Origin of the sequence: Sphingobacterium sp. UBA7253 (assembly GCF_002472745.1) — a bacterium.
GTDB classification, from domain to species: domain Bacteria; phylum Bacteroidota; class Bacteroidia; order Sphingobacteriales; family Sphingobacteriaceae; genus Sphingobacterium; species Sphingobacterium siyangense.
In genome coordinates, this window is record NZ_DKSP01000113.1 from 1 (window position 1) to 20,575 (window position 20,575).

The 20,575-nt window shown below is 40.5% G+C and carries 22 protein-coding genes and 2 pseudogenes; 23 read left to right on the forward strand and 1 reads right to left on the reverse strand.

Features of this window, described 5'->3' with window-relative positions; all coding sequences use genetic code 11:
- Positions 1-22 precede the first annotated feature (22 nt).
- The 9 genes from B2X72_RS11030 (at position 23) to B2X72_RS11070 (ending at position 6,633) form a co-directional block, all read left to right on the forward strand.
- Positions 23-121 carry a hypothetical protein gene (locus tag B2X72_RS11030; protein ID WP_286849625.1) on the forward strand — a complete coding sequence of 33 codons (99 nt, stop codon included), beginning with the start codon at positions 23-25 and terminating at the stop codon, positions 119-121.
- Complete coding sequence (locus tag B2X72_RS11035; protein WP_286849615.1) at positions 118-642, forward strand: ankyrin repeat domain-containing protein; 525 nt, start codon at positions 118-120, stop codon at positions 640-642. The genes B2X72_RS11030 and B2X72_RS11035 overlap by 4 nt, the downstream gene beginning before the upstream one ends.
- 18 nt (positions 643-660) lie before the next feature.
- Positions 661-1,146: a DUF2271 domain-containing protein gene (locus B2X72_RS11040; protein WP_075993457.1), complete on the forward strand. Its 486-nt coding sequence runs from the start codon at positions 661-663 to the stop codon at positions 1,144-1,146.
- A 14-nt stretch (positions 1,147-1,160) separates the two neighbouring features.
- Positions 1,161-3,359, forward strand: a complete 2,199-nt coding sequence (locus B2X72_RS11045) for a PepSY domain-containing protein (RefSeq protein WP_286849616.1) — start codon at positions 1,161-1,163, stop codon at positions 3,357-3,359.
- 86 nt (positions 3,360-3,445) lie between these two features.
- A complete protein-coding gene (locus B2X72_RS11050) occupies positions 3,446-4,429 on the forward strand; it encodes an FAD:protein FMN transferase (protein ID WP_286849617.1) in 984 nt (327 codons plus the stop codon).
- A 231-nt stretch (positions 4,430-4,660) separates the two neighbouring features.
- Positions 4,661-5,218, forward strand: a complete 558-nt coding sequence (locus B2X72_RS11055) for an RNA polymerase sigma factor (RefSeq protein ID WP_198385939.1) — start codon at positions 4,661-4,663, stop codon at positions 5,216-5,218.
- 12 nt (positions 5,219-5,230) lie between these two features.
- Positions 5,231-5,569, forward strand: a complete 339-nt coding sequence (locus B2X72_RS11060) for a hypothetical protein (RefSeq protein ID WP_198385938.1) — start codon at positions 5,231-5,233, stop codon at positions 5,567-5,569.
- Between the two features lie 238 nt (positions 5,570-5,807).
- A complete protein-coding gene (locus tag B2X72_RS11065; RefSeq protein WP_075993452.1) occupies positions 5,808-6,101 on the forward strand; it encodes a hypothetical protein in 294 nt (97 codons plus the stop codon).
- 76 nt (positions 6,102-6,177) lie between these two features.
- Positions 6,178-6,633, forward strand: coding sequence for an Hsp20/alpha crystallin family protein (locus tag B2X72_RS11070; RefSeq protein ID WP_088162263.1), 456 nt, complete (start codon positions 6,178-6,180; stop codon positions 6,631-6,633).
- 531 nt (positions 6,634-7,164) lie between these two features.
- Here the strand turns inward: B2X72_RS11070 and B2X72_RS11075 are convergent.
- On the reverse strand, positions 7,165-7,749 hold the full coding sequence (locus B2X72_RS11075) for a DUF4126 domain-containing protein (protein WP_088162262.1): 585 nt from the start codon (positions 7,747-7,749) through the stop codon (positions 7,165-7,167).
- Between the two features lie 266 nt (positions 7,750-8,015).
- On the opposite strand from B2X72_RS11075, the gene katG reads away from it, so the two are divergent.
- The 14 genes and pseudogenes from katG to ureC all read left to right on the forward strand — a co-directional run.
- Positions 8,016-10,295, forward strand: coding sequence for a catalase/peroxidase HPI (gene katG / locus B2X72_RS11080; protein ID WP_088163641.1), 2,280 nt, complete (start codon positions 8,016-8,018; stop codon positions 10,293-10,295).
- Positions 10,296-10,600: 305 nt separating this feature from the next.
- Positions 10,601-11,002, forward strand: coding sequence for a hypothetical protein (locus B2X72_RS11085; RefSeq protein WP_088162261.1), 402 nt, complete (start codon positions 10,601-10,603; stop codon positions 11,000-11,002).
- A gap of 82 nt (positions 11,003-11,084) precedes the next feature.
- Positions 11,085-11,429, forward strand: a complete 345-nt coding sequence (locus B2X72_RS11090; RefSeq protein ID WP_088162260.1) for a hydrogenase maturation nickel metallochaperone HypA — start codon at positions 11,085-11,087, stop codon at positions 11,427-11,429.
- A 13-nt stretch (positions 11,430-11,442) separates the two neighbouring features.
- A complete protein-coding gene (hypB, locus tag B2X72_RS11095; protein ID WP_075993447.1) occupies positions 11,443-12,171 on the forward strand; it encodes a hydrogenase nickel incorporation protein HypB in 729 nt (242 codons plus the stop codon).
- 157 nt (positions 12,172-12,328) lie between these two features.
- On the forward strand, positions 12,329-12,859 hold the full coding sequence (locus B2X72_RS11100; RefSeq protein WP_088162259.1) for an urease accessory protein UreE: 531 nt from the start codon (positions 12,329-12,331) through the stop codon (positions 12,857-12,859).
- A complete protein-coding gene (locus B2X72_RS11105; RefSeq protein WP_088162258.1) occupies positions 12,860-13,861 on the forward strand; it encodes an ABC transporter substrate-binding protein in 1,002 nt (333 codons plus the stop codon). It abuts the gene before it with no gap.
- A complete protein-coding gene (locus B2X72_RS11110; protein ID WP_286849620.1) occupies positions 13,858-14,874 on the forward strand; it encodes a FecCD family ABC transporter permease in 1,017 nt (338 codons plus the stop codon). Before B2X72_RS11105 ends, B2X72_RS11110 begins: the two co-directional genes overlap by 4 nt.
- On the forward strand, positions 14,871-15,713 hold the full coding sequence (locus B2X72_RS11115; protein WP_088162256.1) for an ABC transporter ATP-binding protein: 843 nt from the start codon (positions 14,871-14,873) through the stop codon (positions 15,711-15,713). The genes B2X72_RS11110 and B2X72_RS11115 overlap by 4 nt, the downstream gene beginning before the upstream one ends.
- A gap of 96 nt (positions 15,714-15,809) precedes the next feature.
- On the forward strand, positions 15,810-16,403 hold the full coding sequence (locus tag B2X72_RS11120; RefSeq protein ID WP_286849621.1) for a GNAT family N-acetyltransferase: 594 nt from the start codon (positions 15,810-15,812) through the stop codon (positions 16,401-16,403).
- A gap of 41 nt (positions 16,404-16,444) precedes the next feature.
- Positions 16,445-18,883: a TonB-dependent receptor gene (locus B2X72_RS11125; protein ID WP_198385937.1), complete on the forward strand. Its 2,439-nt coding sequence runs from the start codon at positions 16,445-16,447 to the stop codon at positions 18,881-18,883.
- Positions 18,884-19,009: 126 nt separating this feature from the next.
- On the forward strand, positions 19,010-19,420 hold the full coding sequence (locus B2X72_RS11130) for a hypothetical protein (protein ID WP_286849623.1): 411 nt from the start codon (positions 19,010-19,012) through the stop codon (positions 19,418-19,420).
- Positions 19,421-19,595: 175 nt separating this feature from the next.
- Entirely contained in the window at positions 19,596-19,898 is a 303-nt protein-coding gene (ureA, locus tag B2X72_RS11135; protein WP_075993440.1) for an urease subunit gamma, read from the forward strand.
- A gap of 18 nt (positions 19,899-19,916) precedes the next feature.
- Positions 19,917-20,222: pseudogene (gene ureB, locus B2X72_RS11140) on the forward strand (urease subunit beta); the annotation flags it as partial.
- Between the two features lie 65 nt (positions 20,223-20,287).
- Positions 20,288-20,575, forward strand: a pseudogene (ureC, locus tag B2X72_RS11145) (urease subunit alpha); the annotation flags it as partial.

Here is a 20,575-nt window from a genome sequence, read left to right on the forward strand (position 1 = left end):
CAACGAAGGAAATACAGCGCTTATGGTGGCTGCTAGTGGTAAGGATGCTAAATTGGTCGAGCTGCTACTTGCTAAAGCGAAGAACGTAAATGCAGTAAATGAAAAGGCGAATCTGCATTGACCAAGGCTGTAGCGAATGGGGCCCCCGAAATCGTGGCATTGTTGATTAAAGATGGAGCCGATATCAAGCTATTGGATAAGGAAGGTAATAACTTGGCCTTTTACTGGTTTAATTCCTACAGAGAATTGCCTCAGGGCGGCAGACCCGGTGGACAGGGAAATGCTTCACAAGGGGATGAGTTTAAAGAAAAATTAACGATCCTTAAGACGAATGGATTGGACGTTGTTGCTCCGCAAAAAAATGGTAGCACATTGTATCATTTGGCAGTAGCGAAAGAGAATGTGAAGCTTATCCAGAAAGCCAGCGAACTTGGAGCAGATATTAATGCACAGGATAAAGAGGGAACGACGGCACTACATAAGGCAGCTCTCATAGCGAAAGACGATTCCTTGCTAAAAACATTGGTTTCCCTTGGTGCAAAAAAGGAATTGAAAACAGAATTCGATGAAACGGCTTATGATTTGGCGAAAGAAAACGATTTCTTGTCTAAATCCAATGTGCAGCTTGACTTTTTGAAATAAAATTAGATACAACTGAAGATGAATAACATAGTTAAAACCACGATAGCCACCCTTTTATTTTCGATGGCAGCCCTAAGCTCTTTTGCACAGGCAGCTAAATATAAGTGTATGATCCAAATGAATGCCTATGAAGGTGAGAAAGCCTACGTGGTGATTTCACTGATTAATCCTAGTGGAGCTTACGAAAAAACACTCGCCGTATTGGGATCTGATAAACAATGGTATAATACAATCAAGGAATGGTACAAGTTCCAAAATAAAACCAAAGAAAAGCTAAATGCGGTGACGGGCGCGTCAGTTGGTGGCGGTGACCGTGCCATGCGGACATTGGATATTGATGAAACGAAGTTTAACAAAGGGTATAAACTCCGTTTTGAATCTGCTGTAGAGGAACAAAAATACCATACTGCTGATGTTGAAATTCCTTTGACAAAGGAGGCTATCACTGAAAAAGCTAATGGCAAGGGATATATCAAACTTGTTAAGTTAAATAAAGTACAATAAGAAAAGGGGTAAAAATGCTGGTATCTATTTGGAGGTATGCACATTTAGCCTTAGCTATTGTTTCTTCTATCTTTTTACTTTTATTATCGATAACTGGCGTAATATTGGCCATTGACGCCGTTAACGAAAAAATTCCGCCTTATCGGGTTGAACATATTGAAACGTTAAACCTTGCGCAGTCAGTAACAGCTTTGCGCAAGGTTTATCCTGAAATCATAGCGATCTCGGTAGATCACAATCAATTCGTGAGCATTGATGCCATAGACGCAGATGGCAACACCGTGAAAGGTTATATCGATCCGAATACGGGGCGTCTGCTGGGTCCCCAATTGAATAAGTCCCAATTTGTTCAATGGATTACAGCTTTACACCGCTCACTCTTTCTTAAAGTGACCGGTCGGGTGATTATTGGTGTGGTTTCATTTCTGTTGTTTCTTATTACTATTTCAGGAATTATTCTGATTGTCAGGCGTCAACAGGGAGTTCGACATTTCTTTGCTAAAATCAACCGGGACTTTTTCGCACAGTATTTCCATGTTGTTTCAGGACGTCTATTTTTGATACCAATTTTGATATTGGCCCTAACAGGTACCTATTTATTTCTGGTGCGTATTGAAATCTTAAAAAAGCCGAACCAAACAATTGAATATCCCAATAAGATGAAGGAAGATATTCAATTGGAGGTGGCAAAATTTTCAATATTCCAAAATACAAAACTTGTCGATTTGAAGACGTTGGAGTTTCCGTTTATGGAAGACGATCCTGACGAGTTTTTTATATTGAAGCTTCGCGATCGGGAATTGACCATAAATCAGTTGAATGGAAGCTTGCATAAAGAAGTAAAGTATCCCTTTACAGCATTGGCCGAACAGTTTTCTTTGGACCTCCATACGGGCAAGACCAATATCATATGGGCCATTATATTGGGGCTCGCATCTTTGAATATTGTGTTCTTTATTTACACGGGCTTTGCAATCACATTCAAGCGCAGGCGTACTAAAATCAAGAATAAATATAAACCTGAAGAAGCAGAGATTGTTATTCTTTTCGGAACGGAAAATGGAAGCACGCTGTTTTTCGCCAATCAGATCCATAAACAACTCTTAGCGGATGGGCAAAAATCGTTGCTGCTCGGAATGAATCAATATCAATGCTTTCCAAAGGCAAAACACTTGCTTGTGTTTACCTCAACATACGGGCTAGGAACTGCACCATCCAATGCACTTCAATTTGAACATAAGCTCAACAGCCATCCGCAAGAACAAGACGTACAATTTTCAGTTCTGGGCTTTGGTTCAAAAGCCTATCCCGACTTTTGTGCCTATGCGCGCGAAATTGATCATTTATTAGAAAAACAAGCCTGGGCTTCTCGACTAACAGATTTACACACAGTTAATGATAAGAATGTTGATGAGCTTATTTCATGGATACATCAGTGGTCTGCTCAGACCAATATTGCATTAGCTTCTGCACCGGCTATTTATAGTGCTAAAGTCGTCGGATTGACGAGATTTAAGGTGATAGCGAAGTCTACTGTTTCAGCTAGTAACACGACCTTTACTTTAGTCCTGAAACCTTCAGGTAAAATTAAAATGCAATCGGGGGATTTACTGGCAATCTATCCCGCGCAAGATCAACGTGAACGTTTTTATTCGATAGGTTACAAAGACGGTATGGTTCGGCTTGTGGTGAAATTGTTTCCTGATGGATTTGGCTCGAGCTTCCTTTATCGATTGGAACCGAATCAACCCCTGCAGGCACGTGTCATGGTTAATCCAAGTTTTCATTTTCCGAAAGCGGCAAATGCCGTTGCTTTAATTGCGAATGGTACAGGGGTAGCACCTTTTCTAGGCATGATTTCAGCGAATGAAAGTATGACACCTTTGCGTCTGTATGCTGGTTTTCGCCATCGAAATGAAATGACAGCACACTATATAGATTTTGCTGATGAGCAGATAAAGCTGGGACATCTGAAACAGCTTGAACTGGCTTTTTCACGCGAGGAAAATGCACAATATGTCATGGATTTGATTCGTCGGGATGCGCTATATTTTGTCGAATTGCTTGATAAAGGAGGTTGTATATTGCTTTGTGGAGCATTGCGTATGCAGCATGATGTTGAACATACTTTAAATGAGCTACTTTTGGAACATGTCGGCAAAACTATTGCAGTCTATAAAGAAAATGGACAGATCTTAACCGATTGTTATTAGTAAATTGGTGGTACAATAGTATATCCCATCGGTAAAACTGCTTTTGGTACACATCGACTTTTTAATCCCTTTTTCAGATCAATCTCATGAAGAACAATAAACACTGTGGCCTGCTTTTAATTCTCTGCTTTGTATCCATTACTTCAGGGATTGCGCAGGTATTGGTAAAGCGACAGGTTACCCTTATGGGCTCTGTTTTCGAAATTAGCTTGGTAGATCGGGATAGCTCGATTACAAATCAGCATATCGATGAAGTCATCTCCGAAATAGATCGAATAGAAAATCTGATTTCAGAATGGCGTCCGCAAACCCAAATAGCAGCGGTAAACCGCAATGCAGGGATTAAGCCAGTTAAGGTGGATAGAGAAGTGTTTGAACTAACACAACGTGCAATCCAATATGCTCAAAATTCAGGTGGTGCTTTTGATATCAGTATTGTTGCCTTAGATAAAGTTTGGCTATTTGATGGCAGCATGACCACAATGCCCTCGGAAGAAGTGATTAAGAGGTCTGTAGAGAAAGTTGGTTATCAACACATTCGCCTCGATAGTGCGGCTTCGACAATTTTTCTGGAGTTACCGGGTATGAAGATCGGTTTCGGCTCTATTGGGAAAGGCTATGCGGCAGATAGGGGCAGGGAAATAATGAAAGCAAAAGGGATTGAAGCAGGTATAGTGAATGCTTCTGGTGATCTGTCGGCTTGGGGAAGCCCACCCCAGGACGATGCATGGAAAGTGGGCGTAAACAATCCGTTCAAAGCCCATCGAATGGTCAAAGTTCTTCGTTTGAATGAAATGGCCGTAGCAACTTCGGGCAGCTATGAGAAATATGCGGAGATTAATGGAAAACGTTATTCACATATTATAAATCCGGTGACAGGTTACCCAGCTACGGGATTAACTTCAGTGACGATTTATGGACCCTCAGCGGAAGTCGCAAATGCACTCAGTACGTCAATAATGGTACTGGGCGAGAAAGAAGGAAAAAAATTGATTCAGCGTTTTCCAGCATACCATTATATTTTTATTACCGATAAAGATAAGGTCATTCAGCAGCGCCGGAAATCTTAAACCATGGAACGACTTTTTTATGTTGCATAAAGTGTATAGAAAGCATAGCCTATTAGCTGATTATCTAGTATATTTATGCGAACAAAGCGTATACGAAAGACGACGAAAAAAGAATGTGTGATGTTGTTCATCCGTTGGAAGTCAGCAAGAAAGTAGATCCTTGAAAATAATTTAAAGTAAAAGTTCGACTAGTTCGTCTATGCTGCTATGGACATTGCATACCAAAATCATATGGCAGAAAAAAATTCCAGATCATTTACGGATATCGTTAAGACTTATGGAAGTCAACTGCTACGTTTTGTTAAGGGGAAAGTAAAGAAAACGGAGGATGCAGAAGATATCTTACAGGAAGTCTGGTATCAATTTAGCCGTTTGACCAATATGGACGAACTGGAGAATGCGGGAGCATGGCTCTATGCTGTCACACGGAATAAGATTACCGATAGTTATCGGAAAAAGAAAAATGAATCACTTGATGATATGATAGCAGGTGATGATGATAGTGAAAGTACTTTCCCTATTCGTCAGTTCCTTTTGGCCGACGACTCCAATAATCCCGAGCTAAAATTATTTAAGGATATTTTTTGGGATGAGCTGATGAAAGCATTGGAGGAATTGCCGGAGAAGCAGCGTCGGGTTTTTGTGCTGAATGAGCTGGAAGAGAAAACACTTCAAGAAATTGCCGTTATGGAAAATGAGAACCTCAAGACGATTATCAGTCGAAAAGGGTATGCCGTGAAGCACCTGCGGGTACGGTTGCGAAGTTTGTATGAAGAATTAAAATTTTAAAAGGATTAAGCTATGAATGGAAGAATGAATAGACAGCGGAAGGGTAAATTCGCTTTTATGTTTGTCGCTATTACCATTGGTGTTTTTTTGTTGGTAGCCTTACTACAATATTTATGGAATACATTAATGGTTGATATTTTCAATTTAAAAACAATTACCTATTTGCAGGCATTGGGACTCTTTGTTTTGTCAAGAATTCTGTTCGGCAGGGGTTTTGGTAAACCTGGAGGGGGGAGATTTCGAAAAGGTTTTCCGCGTCAGATGGAAAAAGGAGAAGATCTTTCCGATGAGGAAAGGGAGCGTTTGAGGGCAGAATGGAAGCGTCGTTTTGGAGGACGATGTGGATTCTAAAAAAAGAATAAAAATTTTAAAGTAAAAACTGTTGTTAGGCGTCTTCTTCTATAAAGGCGCCTTTTTTTATGCCGGTATCCTGATTCTAAGGGAATAGCAGAACGCGATGTTCTGTCAGAATGGATGTTGGACAGCATAATAATTAGTTACAAAATACGAATGGTCAAGGAGAATGTCGTTTTCAATCAGATGAAAATGGAGGAAGCCAGCAACCATTTTACAAAAAAGATGTATTCAAATGAAAAATAAACTTCGATTTATATTGCCTCGCCTGATTGTGCTTACGGCAATAGCTGGATTAGCAACCTTGATTATTGGGACGATCTTTAAACTCTTATTGTTTGGGACAGTTCTCTTCGGAATAGGAAGCTTCGCGGCAGCAAGAATGCGTAGGAGAGATAGACAAGCATTCAAAATGGATAGGACTCCGGTATATCCGAATGTTCACCGTCATTACAACACTGCGGTCGCTATCGTACCATTACAAGGACAAAAACGTGCTAGGAAAGCAACGATAGTTCCCGTTTATTAAGGTTAAAAAACTGCAAAGACGAAGCAATTCGTCATGTATTAGTTCAACGTATTATTCAATATTAAAAATTAAAGACATGTTTAAAAGAGATCATTATACCAGAGGATATTCAAATCATAACAAATTTTGCGGACAACATTTTAAAGACCGTTTTGAAAAATTTCAACAACATTTTTTTGAAGATGAAACCGCACACAGTGGTGGCGGACAGCAATCTGTTCCTGTAAATATTGTAGAGAATCAAGAATTCTATGAAGTACAGCTTTTTGCTGCTGGCCGTAAGAAGGAACAATTCCAAGTCAGTATAAATGACGGAATACTAAAAATTTCATGTACAGAGAATGCACAGGACAATGCCATAGATTATATTTATAAAGAGTACGATGGAATGGCATTTGAACGTGAATTCCAATTGAATGAACAAGTGCTTACAGATAATGTGCATGCGAGCTTCGAGGATGGGGTATTGACTGTCATTCTTCCAAAAGATCTTGAAAAAGTAATACGACCACAAGAAGTTGCTATTGATTAGTAAAAGCCAGTTTTTGATTTGGGCGCACATCAAAGTAAAGGTTGCTTATGTGCGTAAACTTAAATCAGCATAAGGGCTAATTTTGAAAAAGGACAGCATCGAATTTTGCTGTCCTTTTTTTATGGTTTACCTCCGGCCTCCACCCAAAGCAGCATATATATTTACTAAATGGAAAAAAACTAATACCAAATTATACCTAATAACAATTTTTAATCAGTTTTTAGACAGTAATTAGTCACTATTTATTCAGTCTACACTGAGTAATCACTGAGCAAGCACTGAACAAGCACTGAACAAGTACTGTTGAAAGGTATAATTTGATTACCATCATATCTTCGTTTGATTGACAGGTATAAAGGTTAGGGATTATGATTTTATGCAGATATTGATCAGCTTATGTCTATTAAGATGGAGACAATATTCCTAGTTGGTTTGTGCATCTGCTAAATTGGCTTCTGCCTGTGTAGGTGAGGCTTGCTGTTATTGTAGCTTGTATAGCGCTGTGTCAAGTTTATTTAGATGTTATGACAGCTATTCAGTTCTTTTAAGTTTTTTATGTAGTTGTTCTCTGCCAAATCGCCAAAAGAAGTAAAACAAGCCAATAACAACGATTATAGCCATAAAAGGCACAAATATGGCGAGTATAGTTAAGATCGTAGAACCGATGGTTTCCATTGTCGAAATCATAAAATTACCAAAACCGGCCGTTCCGATCGAAGAGGCAGCTCGGGTGCCTGCCAGGGCCGTGCTAATGGTTGCTGCAGTACCGCCACCGGCGATTATGGCCATAGCCCAGCGGAAAAAAGGAGAAATATCTGTAAACTGTATAGCGAAAAGTAAAGTACCGGCTATGGTTGCTAAGGGGATGGATAGGCTGTCCAATATGTTGTCTATAAAAGGGATGTAATACCCCGCTATTTCCAAAATCATGGCTATACTTGTTGCTGCTAAAACAAGCGGTGAACCCGCCCAGGCTAATTCATTGCCAACTTGGAACAATTCCAGCCGACAGCCAAGACTCAATAAAAATAAGGGCATGAAAATCCGGAAGCCAGTGGCTGCCGCCAAACTCACTCCTATAAAAGCACTCACCAAAAATGTAGAAAGTTCACTCATGGCCAATATTTTTTGATACAACCTAATTGTAGAATAATAAAAGAATGGCTTTTGTTTTAGCAATGCTAAAAATCCGCGTTTTCTGGAGTCTCGCTAAAAGATGATTTTCAAGTTTTTATATATCTGATAATGGTGTATATAGATTTTGATTATAGTGTATCAAATCATTCGATGTACAAGTGGTAGTGCATTTATGTAATTTTATGAAAGTGGAAGTCAAACAATTTGATCACTTAAGGTATTATATAAATAAACTTTCTTTTCATATGGACAACAACGAAAAAGACATTAGCAAATGCCCATTTCACAATGGTACTATGCGCAACGCCGTTGCGGGAGGGGGAACTCAGAATCAGGATTGGTGGCCAAATAGACTTCGTGTAGATCTGTTGAGACAACATGCGAGCAAGTCAAATCCGATGGACGAAGGCTTTGATTATGCAGAAGCATTTAAGCAGTTGGATTTAGAAGCTGTAAAAAAAGATTTGCATGCATTGATGACCGATTCACAGGATTGGTGGCCGGCAGATTTTGGTCATTATGGACCATTATTCATCCGGATGGCTTGGCATAGTGCCGGTACCTATCGGGTAAGCGATGGTCGAGGCGGAGCTGGGTCTGGTCAGCAACGTTTTGCACCCTTGAATAGCTGGCCTGATAATGTGAGCTTAGATAAAGCGCGTCGCCTGTTGTGGCCTATCAAACAAAAATATGGTAAAAATATCTCCTGGGCAGATTTATTGATCTTAACCGGTAACGTCGCTTTGGAGTCTATGGGCTTCAAAACTTTTGGTTATTCCGGTGGGCGTGTGGATGCTTTTGAACCAGAATTGGATGTATATTGGGGCTCTGAAACAACATGGTTAGGCGGTGATATTCGTTATGCACATGGTTCAGAAGGCGTAGTTGAAGCACATGGTGTTTTGTCTGCCGATGATAATGCAGATGGTAAGCAACACTCACGTAATCTTGAAAAACCGTTGGCAGCGGTACAGATGGGGTTAATTTATGTTAATCCAGAAGGACCGGATGGAAACCCTGATCCTATAGCGGCTGCAAAAGATATACGAGATACTTTTGGTCGGATGGCTATGGATGATGAGGAAACTGTCGCTTTGATTGCAGGTGGGCATACTTTTGGAAAAACTCACGGAGCTGGACCTGCCGACAATGTCGGAAAAGAGCCTGAAGCTGCCGGTATAGAACAACAAGGATTAGGTTGGAAAAGTACTTACGGCAGTGGAGTAGGTGCTGATGCAATTACTAGTGGACTGGAGGTCATTTGGACACAAAAACCAACGGAATGGACCAACCTCTTTTTTAAGAATCTGTTTGAGCATGAATGGGAATTGACAAAAAGCCCAGCAGGGGCACACCAATGGGTCGCCAAAGGCGCCGATTCGAATGTTCCAGATCCTTTTGATCCAAATAAAAAGCGCAGACCAACGATGCTGACGACAGATTTATCGTTGCGTTTTGATCCAATCTATGAAAAGATCTCGCGTAAATTTTACGAAGATCAAGATGCGTTTGCTGATGCATTTTCTCGTGCCTGGTTTAAGTTAACCCACCGTGATTTGGGGCCAAGAGAGCGTTATTTAGGTGCCGAAGTTCCTGCTGAGGAATTATTGTGGCAAGATCCTATACCGGCTGTCGATCATGTTTTGGTCGATGCGGATGACATTAGTACATTGAAATCCGCCCTATTGAAGGCGGGACTAAGCTCTGCCGAGCTCGTAACGACGGCTTGGGCGTCAGCTTCTACATTCCGTGGGTCGGATATGAGAGGTGGTGCAAATGGTGCTCGAATTCGTCTGGCTCCGCAGCGGTATTGGCAAGTTAATAATCCAGCACAATTGCAAAAAGTTCTTACTGCGCTGGAGCAGATTCAGCAGGATTTTAATGGAAAACAACAGGGCGGAAAGAAGATCTCATTGGCAGACTTAATTGTCTTGGGCGGTGTTGCCGCGATAGAGCAGGCAGCTCGTGCTGCTGGGCATGATATCAAAGTACCGTTCCGTCCTGGGCGTATGGATGCGACACAGGAACAGACTGATGTAGAATCAATGGGTTATCTTGAGCCGATTGCGGATGGATTCAGAAACTATCGCAAAGGGGCTTATACCGTGTCTACGGAATCGTTATTGATTGATAGGGCGCAGTTGCTGACCTTATCGGTTCCTGAATTGACTGTCCTTATTGGCGGGATGCGTGTTCTTCAAGCCAATTTTGATGGTTCTCAACTAGGCGTAATGACTAACCGACCTGGCCAACTGACCAATGACTTTTTTGTTAATCTATTGGATATGGGAACAGCTTGGAAAGCAATCTCTCCGGATCGGGAAGTTTTTGAAGGATCAGATCGTAAAACTGGTATTAAAAAATGGGAAGCAGGAAGAGCAGACCTTGTTTTTGGTTCAAATGCTGAACTAAGAGCCGTTGCCGAAATATATGGTAGTGCCGATGCAAACGAAAAATTTGTACAAGATTTTGTGAAGGCGTGGAATAAAGTGATGGAGCTGGATCGCTTCGATTTGCATCGCTAATGAATAAAAATTAAGCCGTTCAAGAAGCCAGTCTCCTATCGAGGCTGGCTTTTTATGATTTTGCTATTGGAGAAAATATTTTGTATTTAGCTGCGACAAAAAATACCCAATTTTTGCCTCTAATATCATTTTAATCTCACTTTAACCAAATTTTAATTTAATATATATAGAATTATGGAATTTTCTTTGGGTGTTTCCTATTTTGTGAAATAAAATTCAAGATTTGTGCTACTTTTTCTCCTTTGATCGGTAGTAACTTTGTATTGGTTTCAAAGGAATCTTTGATACTTTGTTACGTTAAAGCTATGTGGAAGCACTTTATTTTTCTGTTTGCAGCACTGTTATTATCATTTAAAATTTTAAATGCAAACAGTCTTGTACTGAAAAGTGATAGTTTTAAATCCTCGTATTTATCTTCAAAAAGTCCTTCAGAACACGCGGGAGATTCACGTATAACCCATTTTCCAAAAGATCATAGCCACTTTTGTTCACTCTACCCATCGCTTCAATCCATTGTTGCGGAAATGGACGTAGAAGTAGCACAAGATTGGTTAATGGATCGTTGGTTGGTTACTGTTGATTTGCTTTGGCATGAACTACTGCCATCCCCATTGCAGAAAGACTATCGGTATGAACATACCTTAGATCTTGAGCCTATACCCATAGCTCGATTTTTGCTGTTTGAGCAAATCAAAATTCCATGCTAAGGCGTAAGCTTTTCTTCACATCAGACAGGCAAAGAAATCTGCCATTTCTTTTCTAAATTTATTTATTTCTTAAAATATACCAATGCACGAGCTAAGTATAGTAAAGGATATTTTTGATACGTTGACCTCGCATTATGAGGCTAGGGTAGATGATATTCAAAAAATTCAAGTTACAGCAGGATTGTTATCCAACGTTCAGCCTGTATTGATCCAAAATGCATTTGATGCTTTTATTGCTGAAAATACGCAATACCAGGATATGGAAATGGAGGTCGTTGTAAACGATATCATTGCATACTGTGAACATTGTCAGAAAAATTTCCCTGTTCATTTTCATCGATTTGTCTGTGACTGCGGACAACCCTCCAGCACAATTGTTCAGGGAAATGAACTCTATATTTCAAAAGTAATTTTTAAACAAGACTAAAAAATCGTTTATCATGTCAGACAATACTCCAAATCCTAAAAGTTTAGGTAACCGTGTAGGTTCGGTTCAATGTGAAAATACAACACTACATTTATTAAAAGCAAATGATTTTGTCGCAAAAGCCATCCGCGATAGACTGAAAGATGTCTGTGTGATCAATGTATGCTCTTCTCCGGGGTCAGGTAAAACAACCTTGATGCAAGAGACGGGAAAACGTTTGTCGAAGGATTTGAATATTGCTGTTTTAGTGGGCGATCCAGAAACTGAACGCGATGCGGTACGTATGCGCGATGTGGGCATCAATGCCTTGCAGATTGTCACTGGAGGAATGTGTCATATTGAGGCACAAATGATCTTACAAGCCCTGGATCATATTGATATTGAAGGAATAGATCTGTTGTTTATTGAGAACGTCGGGAACTTATTGTGTCCATCAGCATTTGATTTGGGTGAAGATTACCGCGTAACCTTATTGGCGACAACAGAAGGGGATGATAAACCAAAAAAATACCCACGTATGTTTTTAACAAGCGAATTGATGTTGGTTTCCAAAGCGGATTTATTACCATATGTACCTTTCTCCGTGGATGCGGTAACGAAAGACGCGCGCGAGGTAAATCCCAATCTGGAAGTTATTACAATCAGTACATTAAATGGTGACGGCCTTGATACCTGGTGTGATTGGTTAAAAGAAAGAGTTCAGGCAAAAAAAGATCAATATAAAGCGCTTGAAGTAAAATAATGAACAACAGATAAAATGAATAGGATAATAATGATCCATGTTTTATTGTTATCCTGTTCAATGTTGACGCAATAGTGCTGTTTTTTGAGGAAATAAATAGCACTGAAAACAAAGCCAAATAGTGCTGTTAACGTGTGATGAAGATAAGTTTACAAAAATGAATAAGCTGCCTATACCAATAGATAAAATTGTCGCAAACAAGGCGTTTGCCCTTAGCGAGGTCGATCAAGTGCATCTTGAGTGGTATGAAGTTCATAAAAGACGCCTGACGCGCAATACAATAAACGGAAAAGCAATCCTTATGCAATTGGACCAGGGTGCGGAATGGCACCATGGTGATGGTTTATTTCATCAGGAAACGCTGCAAGCGATCCTGGTTGTCAAGCCTTCGTTGACGATAAGATTTAATCCAACGGATTTGGTTCAGCTTGCAGATTTCGGTTATTTCATCGGAAATAGACATCTGCCGATATTCAACGTAACAGATGCCGAATCGCTTCGTCTTCCTTACGATGGACGGCTTTATGAACAGGTTCTAGCAAAATATGGAACGTCGATTCAGTTGGAGGAAGCCTTGTTGTTATCCGAAGATTTGATTCGTTTGCAGGCTAAAAATAAGAAGAATCCAGATTTAAAGAGAATAGACGGGCATATCAGTTTGGGTGAACAAGTTCGAAAAGATAATTAAATGAAAGTGAATCGAATTATAGTTGTATTGCTTTTGGTATGCTCTGGTATATTGAGTGCCTGCCAAAATCGGCAATCCGGCACGCTCAACAGTCAAGTGAAAGCAGTCGATAGCAGAGGAAAGGAAGTTGTGTTGGCGCATGTGGCAAAGCGTGTAGTTGTACTATTCCCTTCGCTTGTTGATGAAGTGTATATGTTGGGCGCTGAAAATAGCCTTGTAGGTATTCCTGAACAGGTTTATCAGCTCCAAGATACCTATAGCTTTTTATCCAAATTGGATCAAAGAATTGCAAAAAAAGAACTGGCAACGCCTACCTTCGCAGGCCAGGCAAATAATGTAGAAAGCATAGTGGGCTTGAACCCTGATCTTGTTTTGACGTTCAATACTGATCAGGATAATATTTCTCAATTAGAAGATCTTGGAATTCCCGTGTTTACTTTTTCTTCGCAGGATGAAAAAAGTATTTTTAATGAACTGATAGGGATGGGAGCCTTACTCGGAAAGAAAGCGAGAGCTGAAGAAATTGTTCAATTTGTTTCGGCGGAGATCAAAAAAATGACTGCTCCCAAGGATCAAATACAGAAGAAGGTTTATTATGCCTGGTCTAAAGGTAGAGTACTTTCGACATCCGGTCGTGGTAGTTTGATTGATATGGCGATCCGGCTTTCGGGTGCAGCTAATGCCTGCCCGTTAGAAATGGAAGCCCCAAATGTCGGTGCAGAAACGATTTATAAATGGAATCCGGACCTCATTATTCTTTGGAATTCTAAACTGGCAGACGTATATAATCTGAAGGAACTCGCGGCATTACCTGCAGTGAAAAATAAACAGGTATTTGTGATGTCACCGTCGTTCCCATACGATCCACATACCGTCAAATTTATGCTTTTTGCCAAACAAATTAGGCATTGGTGTTTTTCGGATTATACGAAACAGCAGCTTGATCAGGATATGACCATAGCTTTTGAAAAACTATACGGTAAAGCAGGACTACTTCAATGATACATCAATTAAAAAAGCTGTTTCTGCTAGTTGTTTTACCGTTGTTGGTTTTATTGCTTTCCTTACTTGTAGGATCAAGTCAGCACATTGGTTTTGTCGAGCTCTGCCAACGCATCGGATTGAAAGTGGGGATTTATATCGGAGACCATAATACGGTATTAAAAGATAACATGGATACGATATTGTGGCAGGTACGTTTACCACGGATTCTGTTGACCTTTATGGTCGGAGCAGCATTAGCTTCTTCCGGCGGAATTTTACAGGCCATTTTTAGGAATCCAATCGTTGATCCCTTTACATTGGGTATTTCTTCGGGATCTGCTTTTGGGGCCGCATTGGCCATGTTGTTCCCTCTATTGTCCGTCAATCTATCGGCATTTCTGTTTGGTGTATGTGCGGTAGGTTTGACCTATTTTGTTTCAAATGCCGGCTTGAAAACCTCGATTATTGGGATGGTGTTGGCTGGAATGGTTATTTCCGGTGTATTTACAGCAATGTTAACCCTGTTACAATACATTAGTGATCCCTATAAATTACAAGCTATTGTGCAATGGACAATGGGGAACCTACATACAGCATCATGGTCGAAAGTACAGCAAGCGTTCCTGCCGATCACAATAGGATTGGGGATCCTGATCCTTTTGCGCTGGAAGCTGAATCTTCTCGCCCTTGGAGATCAAGAAGCAATTGCTGTTGGCGTTAACCCGAAAATATTGAAATTGGTCTTCATTGCTGTGGCAACACTAATTACGGCATCAGCTGTAGCAGCTGTCGGGGTGATTAGTCTGTTCGGATTAATTGTACCGCATATCAGCCGCATGATCTTTGGACCCAATAACAATATTATTGTGTGGGCAAATATCAGTATTGGAGGTACTTTCCTATTACTTATCGATGATTTTTCTAGGGCTGTTATGCCATTTGAAATTCCGATCGGTGTTTTTACAATGATTATTGGCGCTCCCTTGTTTATTTATCTGATGCGCCGTAACGAAATCAACTGGAATTCATGAATAATTCGATTCATATCAAAAAACTTTCTTTTGCCTATGGTAAGGATGTCATTTTAAATGATGTAAACATGTCATTTCCGGAAGGAAAGCTTTCTGTTATTCTTGGTCGAAATGGAAGTGGTAAATCGACTCTGTTTAATATTATTGCCGGGCTGGAAAAAAAATATAATGGATCAGTTCTTATTGGTGAAACAGAACGTCGCGATTGGAAGGTTGGTCGGGCCAATTCATTGAAATTGGGTTTTCTGAATCAGTTCCATCAGACCACATTTCCTTTTAGCGTTGTTGATGTTATTCTGACGGGACGAGCCTCATTTTCTCGTTTTTCACCAAATAAGGAAGATTTCGAGGCAGTTGAACAGATCTTGGATAGATTTAACCTCACACATTTAAAGGACAAACCCTATACCTCTTTATCTGGAGGAGAGCGACAATTGGTATTACTTTGTCGCGTGTTGGTACAACAGCCTGATTTATTATTGCTTGATGAACCCACCAATCATTTGGATCTGAAGTATCAGATTGCGGTTCTGCAGACAGCCAAGGAGCTGGTCAAAGAGGGGACAACCGTGTTATGTGTGATGCACGACCCCAACATGGCGTATCTTTTTGGTGATCAGTTTTATCTGATGAAGGACAATAGGCTCGTGGATCTGCACGGTCTGGAGCGGGAGCAAGTACGGGAATTATTGGAACAGACCTATCAACTTCCTTTGATCAGTTTGGAAAATCAAAAGAAATGGATGTTTGTTCCGATGCTGGGTGCGGATAGGGCATTTGACACCATTGCGGGTTCAGCGCATAACGCCGAAGCCAAAATTGAAATGAATACGCCATGACGAGGCTGTCTAAATAGGTTCCTTTATGAAAAATCATGGTTTGTACCTGAGATGCTCAGTTTACTGTGCAAATATTTTAAAAATAGCTATAACGATATGAATACCATCAAAGACAGCGGCAATATATTGGTTAATAATCAACTGATGAGCAAGCGATGTTTTCCCACACAACCCAATTTGAAAAATATCAGCATATCTCGTGTTGAAAAGGAAGATATTGATGTCGTATTACCTTATGTCATTGAATTTAGAAAACAGTTGTTCCCGATGTTGGATGCACATAAGCTTCCCAAAGATCTACGGGCATTTTCAGCCGTGTATCTTGAGGCTGAGGCTGGTGCGTTCTTGCAGGCAAAAGATCAGCAGGGTAAACTGATTGGCGTCGTTGGTATGCTGGCTTATGATTACCGTTTCCCGCACTTGGATATTGATAGAAGGAAAACGGTGGAAGTTGCTCGACTTTTTGTTGACCCGAGTTACCGTAGGTCAGGTTTGGGAACGGCCTTATTCAAGGGTTTGGTCGCTGTAGCTAAGGAGAAAAGTATTGAAAGGCTTTATTTACATACCCACCCATTCCTGACTGGAGCCTATGAGTTTTGGGGAAAACAGGGATTTCAATTGAAAGACTTTTGTAATGAATCGAATTTTCCAACGATACACATGGAATTATTCGTTGATCGTATTGCTTAACCCTAAAAGTGGATAAGCCAAAAAATATATAATTTATTCGAATGAACAACGTAATGAAAGCGCTAGCTTTCGCTTTATTGACAAGTGCTTCCGTACCGGGAGCGGTGTATGCACAACAAGGTGTGGCACTATTTGGTAAGATCCAGGATGAAAACGGTAATCCAATCTCAGGGGTCACATTAACCCTGGCAGATCGACAACAACAGACAAGTTCTAATGCTCAGGGCGAATTTAGTTTTACCGGAATAACTTCTTTTCCTGTACAGCTACGTGCAGCTGCAATTGGGTATAAGCCTGTATTGCTGGATTTGAACGCGGCCAACTGGAATGCAAAAAAAGGAGTTCGATTGCTTATGGTAGCCGGTGATAATACATTGGATGAAGTATTGGTTACGGGTAGACGTAACAATTCATATCTGACAAATAATATGGAGCTGGGGGGTAAATTTGCAGGAAAATTAAAGGATCTACCGCAATCTGTCGCTGTACTCAGTAAGGAATTTATCGAAGATAAACAGGCCTTTACTACTGGAGCGCTGGTACAGGACCTGGCTGGTGTGACAGAAGCATCTTCCTATGATGATGTTGTTATCCGTGGTTTCAAAAGCGGTTACGAAACGGGTGTTCGACTTGTCAATGGTTTACGCTCGGGGTATGGTTATGGTAACAGTTATTATAATTCACCACTAACGATCAATCTTGAAAATATCGAGGTTTTGAAAGGGCCTGGGGCATCTTTGTTTGGGGATATTGTGCCGGGTGGTACAATTAATATGACGACAAAGAAGCCTTTGGAAGATTTTAAGGGGCATGTGAATTTTGCCGGCGGTAGTTTTGAAACGATGCGAACTACTGTAGATCTCGGTGGACCATTGGATAGTGCCAAGCGTATTTTATATCGTTTTAACGCGGGTTATGAAGATACGAAGACATTTCGTGACGTAAATCGTCAGAAACGAATGATGATTGCTCCTTCCTTTACCTTCAAACCAGCTGAAGGCACGGTGGTTGATATTGACATGGTCTATAATCAGTTCAACGGTTATCTTGATCGGGGAATGGGTATTAAGGAAAATAACTTTTATGCTTTGCCCAGGTCATTTACGTTGAGCCAGCCTTCCGATTTTTATAATTCCAAGACTTTTTCATTAAGCGCTCGTTTGTCTCAGCGTCTGGCAGAACATGTTAGTTTGAATCTGAGTTACATGAAATCCATCTATCAGGAGGATGTCAATGAACACCGGACAATGAATACATTTGCTGATGCACCACATAATACCATTATGAATATGCGCTTTTTTGATCGCCATGGGCGTGATTATACCGATAATGTTGTCGGTTACGTCAAGTGGGATCTTTTGGGCGATAGAGTTGATCATCATTTGGTTGCTGGGATTGATTTTGCCCAATATCGGGGCGACAAAGAAAACCAATTGCGGGAGGCTAGGCAGCAAACTATAGATGGTAAAGTTGTTCCTTTGACTTTTGATTTGAACAATCCCACTTATACGACTCATGATCTGACGAATTATGTATGGCGTACGGGAGTCGCTTATCCTTTTTTGAGCCCTTATAAAACAACGGGTAAATATATTCAGGATCAAATCAGCATTGACGACCGACTTAAACTTATTGTAGGTCTACGTCATGAACACTATTCTTCTGAGACACTTGATGGACAAAATCGGTTTCATGCGACACAAAATGCCTTATTACCTCGTTTTGGTGTAACCTATGGAATTAATAAGCAGATTAACTATTTTGCAAGTTATTCACAGGGGTTTGTGCCTGTAGGCGCCAATTTTATTCAAAACTATAAAGATTATGGTGCCGATAAACCCTTTGATGCCGAGCGGAGTTTCCAGGTGGAAACAGGGGTGAAGACGGGTTTCTTTAAGGAACAATTGCAGGTTGATCTATCCTTATTCCGAATTGAACGACGGAATATGCTCATTGCCACAGGGGCTATCAATGATTCAGGGCTGCCGGAATATAGACAATCCGGCAAAGCGCTATCGCAGGGTGTTGAACTCGATGTGCGTGGGCAGTTGACACGGGAGTTCCAGGTTATGGCCAATTATACCTATAATGATACGGAGGTGAAATCATCCTCGGTTCCTTCTGAAATAGGACAGTCCCTGCCGGGAGCACCCAAAAATATGGCGAGTGCCTGGTTAAAATATGTGTTTTCAAATAGTACCTTAAAAGGCTTAGGTTTTGGTGCTGGTGTTTACTATGTAGACCGTAAGCGGATGGACAATAGTATCGGAAAGGATAGCGATGGAAATGCACTCTGGGGACAATGGCCATCTTATACAACTGTTAATGCAGCGGCCTATTACCACATTGGTGCTATGAAAATGGCCGTAAACCTGAACAATGTATTCGATAAATATTACTTTTTAGGTGGTTTTGACTACACGAGAGCCTTTGCTGGTGCACCGAGAAATATCATGGTATCAGTTGGTTACTCTTTTTAAATTCGAAAGATTGATCTAAAATCTCCAAAGCGGGCTTTTTCAACAAATTTGGACTATTTAATTCAAGATTTGTGCTAGTCAAGTAGCCCGCTTTGGTTGTAAATTTGAACAACAAATAATAGAATTGTGAACACAAGAATGAGGTATAGTTTAGTCTTTTTAGTTTTCCTTTTGAGCACCCTGCTCATGAAAGGAATAGCTATACCGACGCATTCTACTGTCCAAAGTTTACCCGTCTTCCGGATAAGCCTGGCGGCTTTCCATACTCATGTAGAACAAGGTTCAGGAAATTCCGAGCGGGAAAATTTGGTCGCTGCGGTTAAAGATCATGATGTCTATGATATCACCGAACAGATGGACCTCAAAGATGAATGGAGCAAGCTGCTCTATTGGGGAGTGCTTTCAATTTGTCTTTTTGTATTCTGCTATCCTGTACGTCTCAAAATTCAGAATAACAGAAGGCCTTATATGGATCGATTGATCCTTCCGCCAAAATATATTCTTTTCCAAAGTTTAAAGATCCCGTTTCTGGGGTAAAAATTTCCATTTCTTACAACGGTTGAGAAAAGACAGACCTTACGCTGCGTAGGGGTGTAATCTGTCCTATTCATCACGATTTTGAACGATTTTTTTAAGTCGTATGGCCTTGTCGTGACCTGTACTCACCGTGACTTGTTTTAATTCGAATAACAACAATTTAAATAATATTTATATGCATTTATTACCTAGAGAGACAGAGAAGCTATTGCTTCATCTTGCCGGCGAACTAGCGAAAAAACGTAAAGCTAGAGGACTTAAATTAAACTATCCGGAGTCTATTGCATTGATCAGTAGTGAACTTTTGGAAGCTGCTCGTGACGGACGTACTGTTGCGGATTTAATGCAGTATGGTGCAACGTTGTTGACACGTGAAGATGTCATGGAAGGTGTCCCTGAAATGATTCATGATGTACAGATTGAAGCTACATTTCCAGATGGTACAAAACTGGTTACTGTTCATAACCCGATTCGCTAATTGTTAAAAATATAATCTATGATCCCAGGAGAATTTTTTATTGCAGATGGCTATGTTATCTGCAATGAAGGTAGAGAAATTACAACGATCACTGTGACAAATACAGGTGATAGACCAATTCAGGTAGGTTCACATTTTCATTTCTTTGAGGTGAACAAAATGATGGAGTTTGATCGTGAAAAAGCATTTGGCAAACGGTTGAATATTATCGCCAGTACAGCAATTCGTTTTGAACCAGGTGAATCAAAAGACGTCGAATTGGTCCCTTATGCAGGTGCAAGAAGGATCTATGGCCACAATGATTTGGCAAATGGAGATACCGAAACCGAAGTTGCGAAAGCAAATGCAATGAAAAAAGTAAAAGAACAAGGCTTTAAAAACAAAGTATCATGAGTTTAAAAGTTAGCAAATTAAATTATAGCGCCATCTTTGGCCCTACAAGTGGAGATAAAATCCGTTTAGGAGATACAGATATCATTATTGAAGTCGAAAAAGACTATGCTTACTACGGCGATGAAGCCAAATTTGGCGGTGGTAAGACTGTCCGTGACGGGATGTGCCAATCTTCAGTTCATACACGTGATGAAGGTACATTGGATATGGTGATCACTGATGCTATCGTCATTGACCACTGGGGTATCGTGAAAGGTGATATTGGTATTAAGGATGGTAAAATT

Coding starts and splice junctions, on each gene's coding strand:
- B2X72_RS11110 (WP_286849620.1), top strand. CDS start 13,858: ATGATACATCAATTAAAAAAGCTGTTTCTGCTAGTTGTTTTACCGTTG.
- katG (WP_088163641.1), top strand. CDS start 8,016: ATGGACAACAACGAAAAAGACATTAGCAAATGCCCATTTCACAATGGT.
- hypB (WP_075993447.1), top strand. CDS start 11,443: ATGTCAGACAATACTCCAAATCCTAAAAGTTTAGGTAACCGTGTAGGT.
- B2X72_RS11065 (WP_075993452.1), top strand. CDS start 5,808: ATGAAAAATAAACTTCGATTTATATTGCCTCGCCTGATTGTGCTTACG.
- B2X72_RS11050 (WP_286849617.1), top strand. CDS start 3,446: ATGAAGAACAATAAACACTGTGGCCTGCTTTTAATTCTCTGCTTTGTA.
- ureA (WP_075993440.1), top strand. CDS start 19,596: ATGCATTTATTACCTAGAGAGACAGAGAAGCTATTGCTTCATCTTGCC.
- B2X72_RS11075 (WP_088162262.1), bottom strand. CDS start 7,749: ATGAGTGAACTTTCTACATTTTTGGTGAGTGCTTTTATAGGAGTGAGT.
- B2X72_RS11060 (WP_198385938.1), top strand. CDS start 5,231: ATGAATGGAAGAATGAATAGACAGCGGAAGGGTAAATTCGCTTTTATG.
- B2X72_RS11055 (WP_198385939.1), top strand. CDS start 4,661: ATGGCAGAAAAAAATTCCAGATCATTTACGGATATCGTTAAGACTTAT.
- B2X72_RS11085 (WP_088162261.1), top strand. CDS start 10,601: ATGTGGAAGCACTTTATTTTTCTGTTTGCAGCACTGTTATTATCATTT.
- B2X72_RS11090 (WP_088162260.1), top strand. CDS start 11,085: ATGCACGAGCTAAGTATAGTAAAGGATATTTTTGATACGTTGACCTCG.
- B2X72_RS11030 (WP_286849625.1), top strand. CDS start 23: ATGGTGGCTGCTAGTGGTAAGGATGCTAAATTGGTCGAGCTGCTACTT.
- B2X72_RS11040 (WP_075993457.1), top strand. CDS start 661: ATGAATAACATAGTTAAAACCACGATAGCCACCCTTTTATTTTCGATG.
- B2X72_RS11100 (WP_088162259.1), top strand. CDS start 12,329: ATGAATAAGCTGCCTATACCAATAGATAAAATTGTCGCAAACAAGGCG.
- B2X72_RS11115 (WP_088162256.1), top strand. CDS start 14,871: ATGAATAATTCGATTCATATCAAAAAACTTTCTTTTGCCTATGGTAAG.
- B2X72_RS11120 (WP_286849621.1), top strand. CDS start 15,810: ATGAATACCATCAAAGACAGCGGCAATATATTGGTTAATAATCAACTG.
- B2X72_RS11105 (WP_088162258.1), top strand. CDS start 12,860: ATGAAAGTGAATCGAATTATAGTTGTATTGCTTTTGGTATGCTCTGGT.
- B2X72_RS11045 (WP_286849616.1), top strand. CDS start 1,161: ATGCTGGTATCTATTTGGAGGTATGCACATTTAGCCTTAGCTATTGTT.
- B2X72_RS11125 (WP_198385937.1), top strand. CDS start 16,445: ATGAACAACGTAATGAAAGCGCTAGCTTTCGCTTTATTGACAAGTGCT.
- B2X72_RS11070 (WP_088162263.1), top strand. CDS start 6,178: ATGTTTAAAAGAGATCATTATACCAGAGGATATTCAAATCATAACAAA.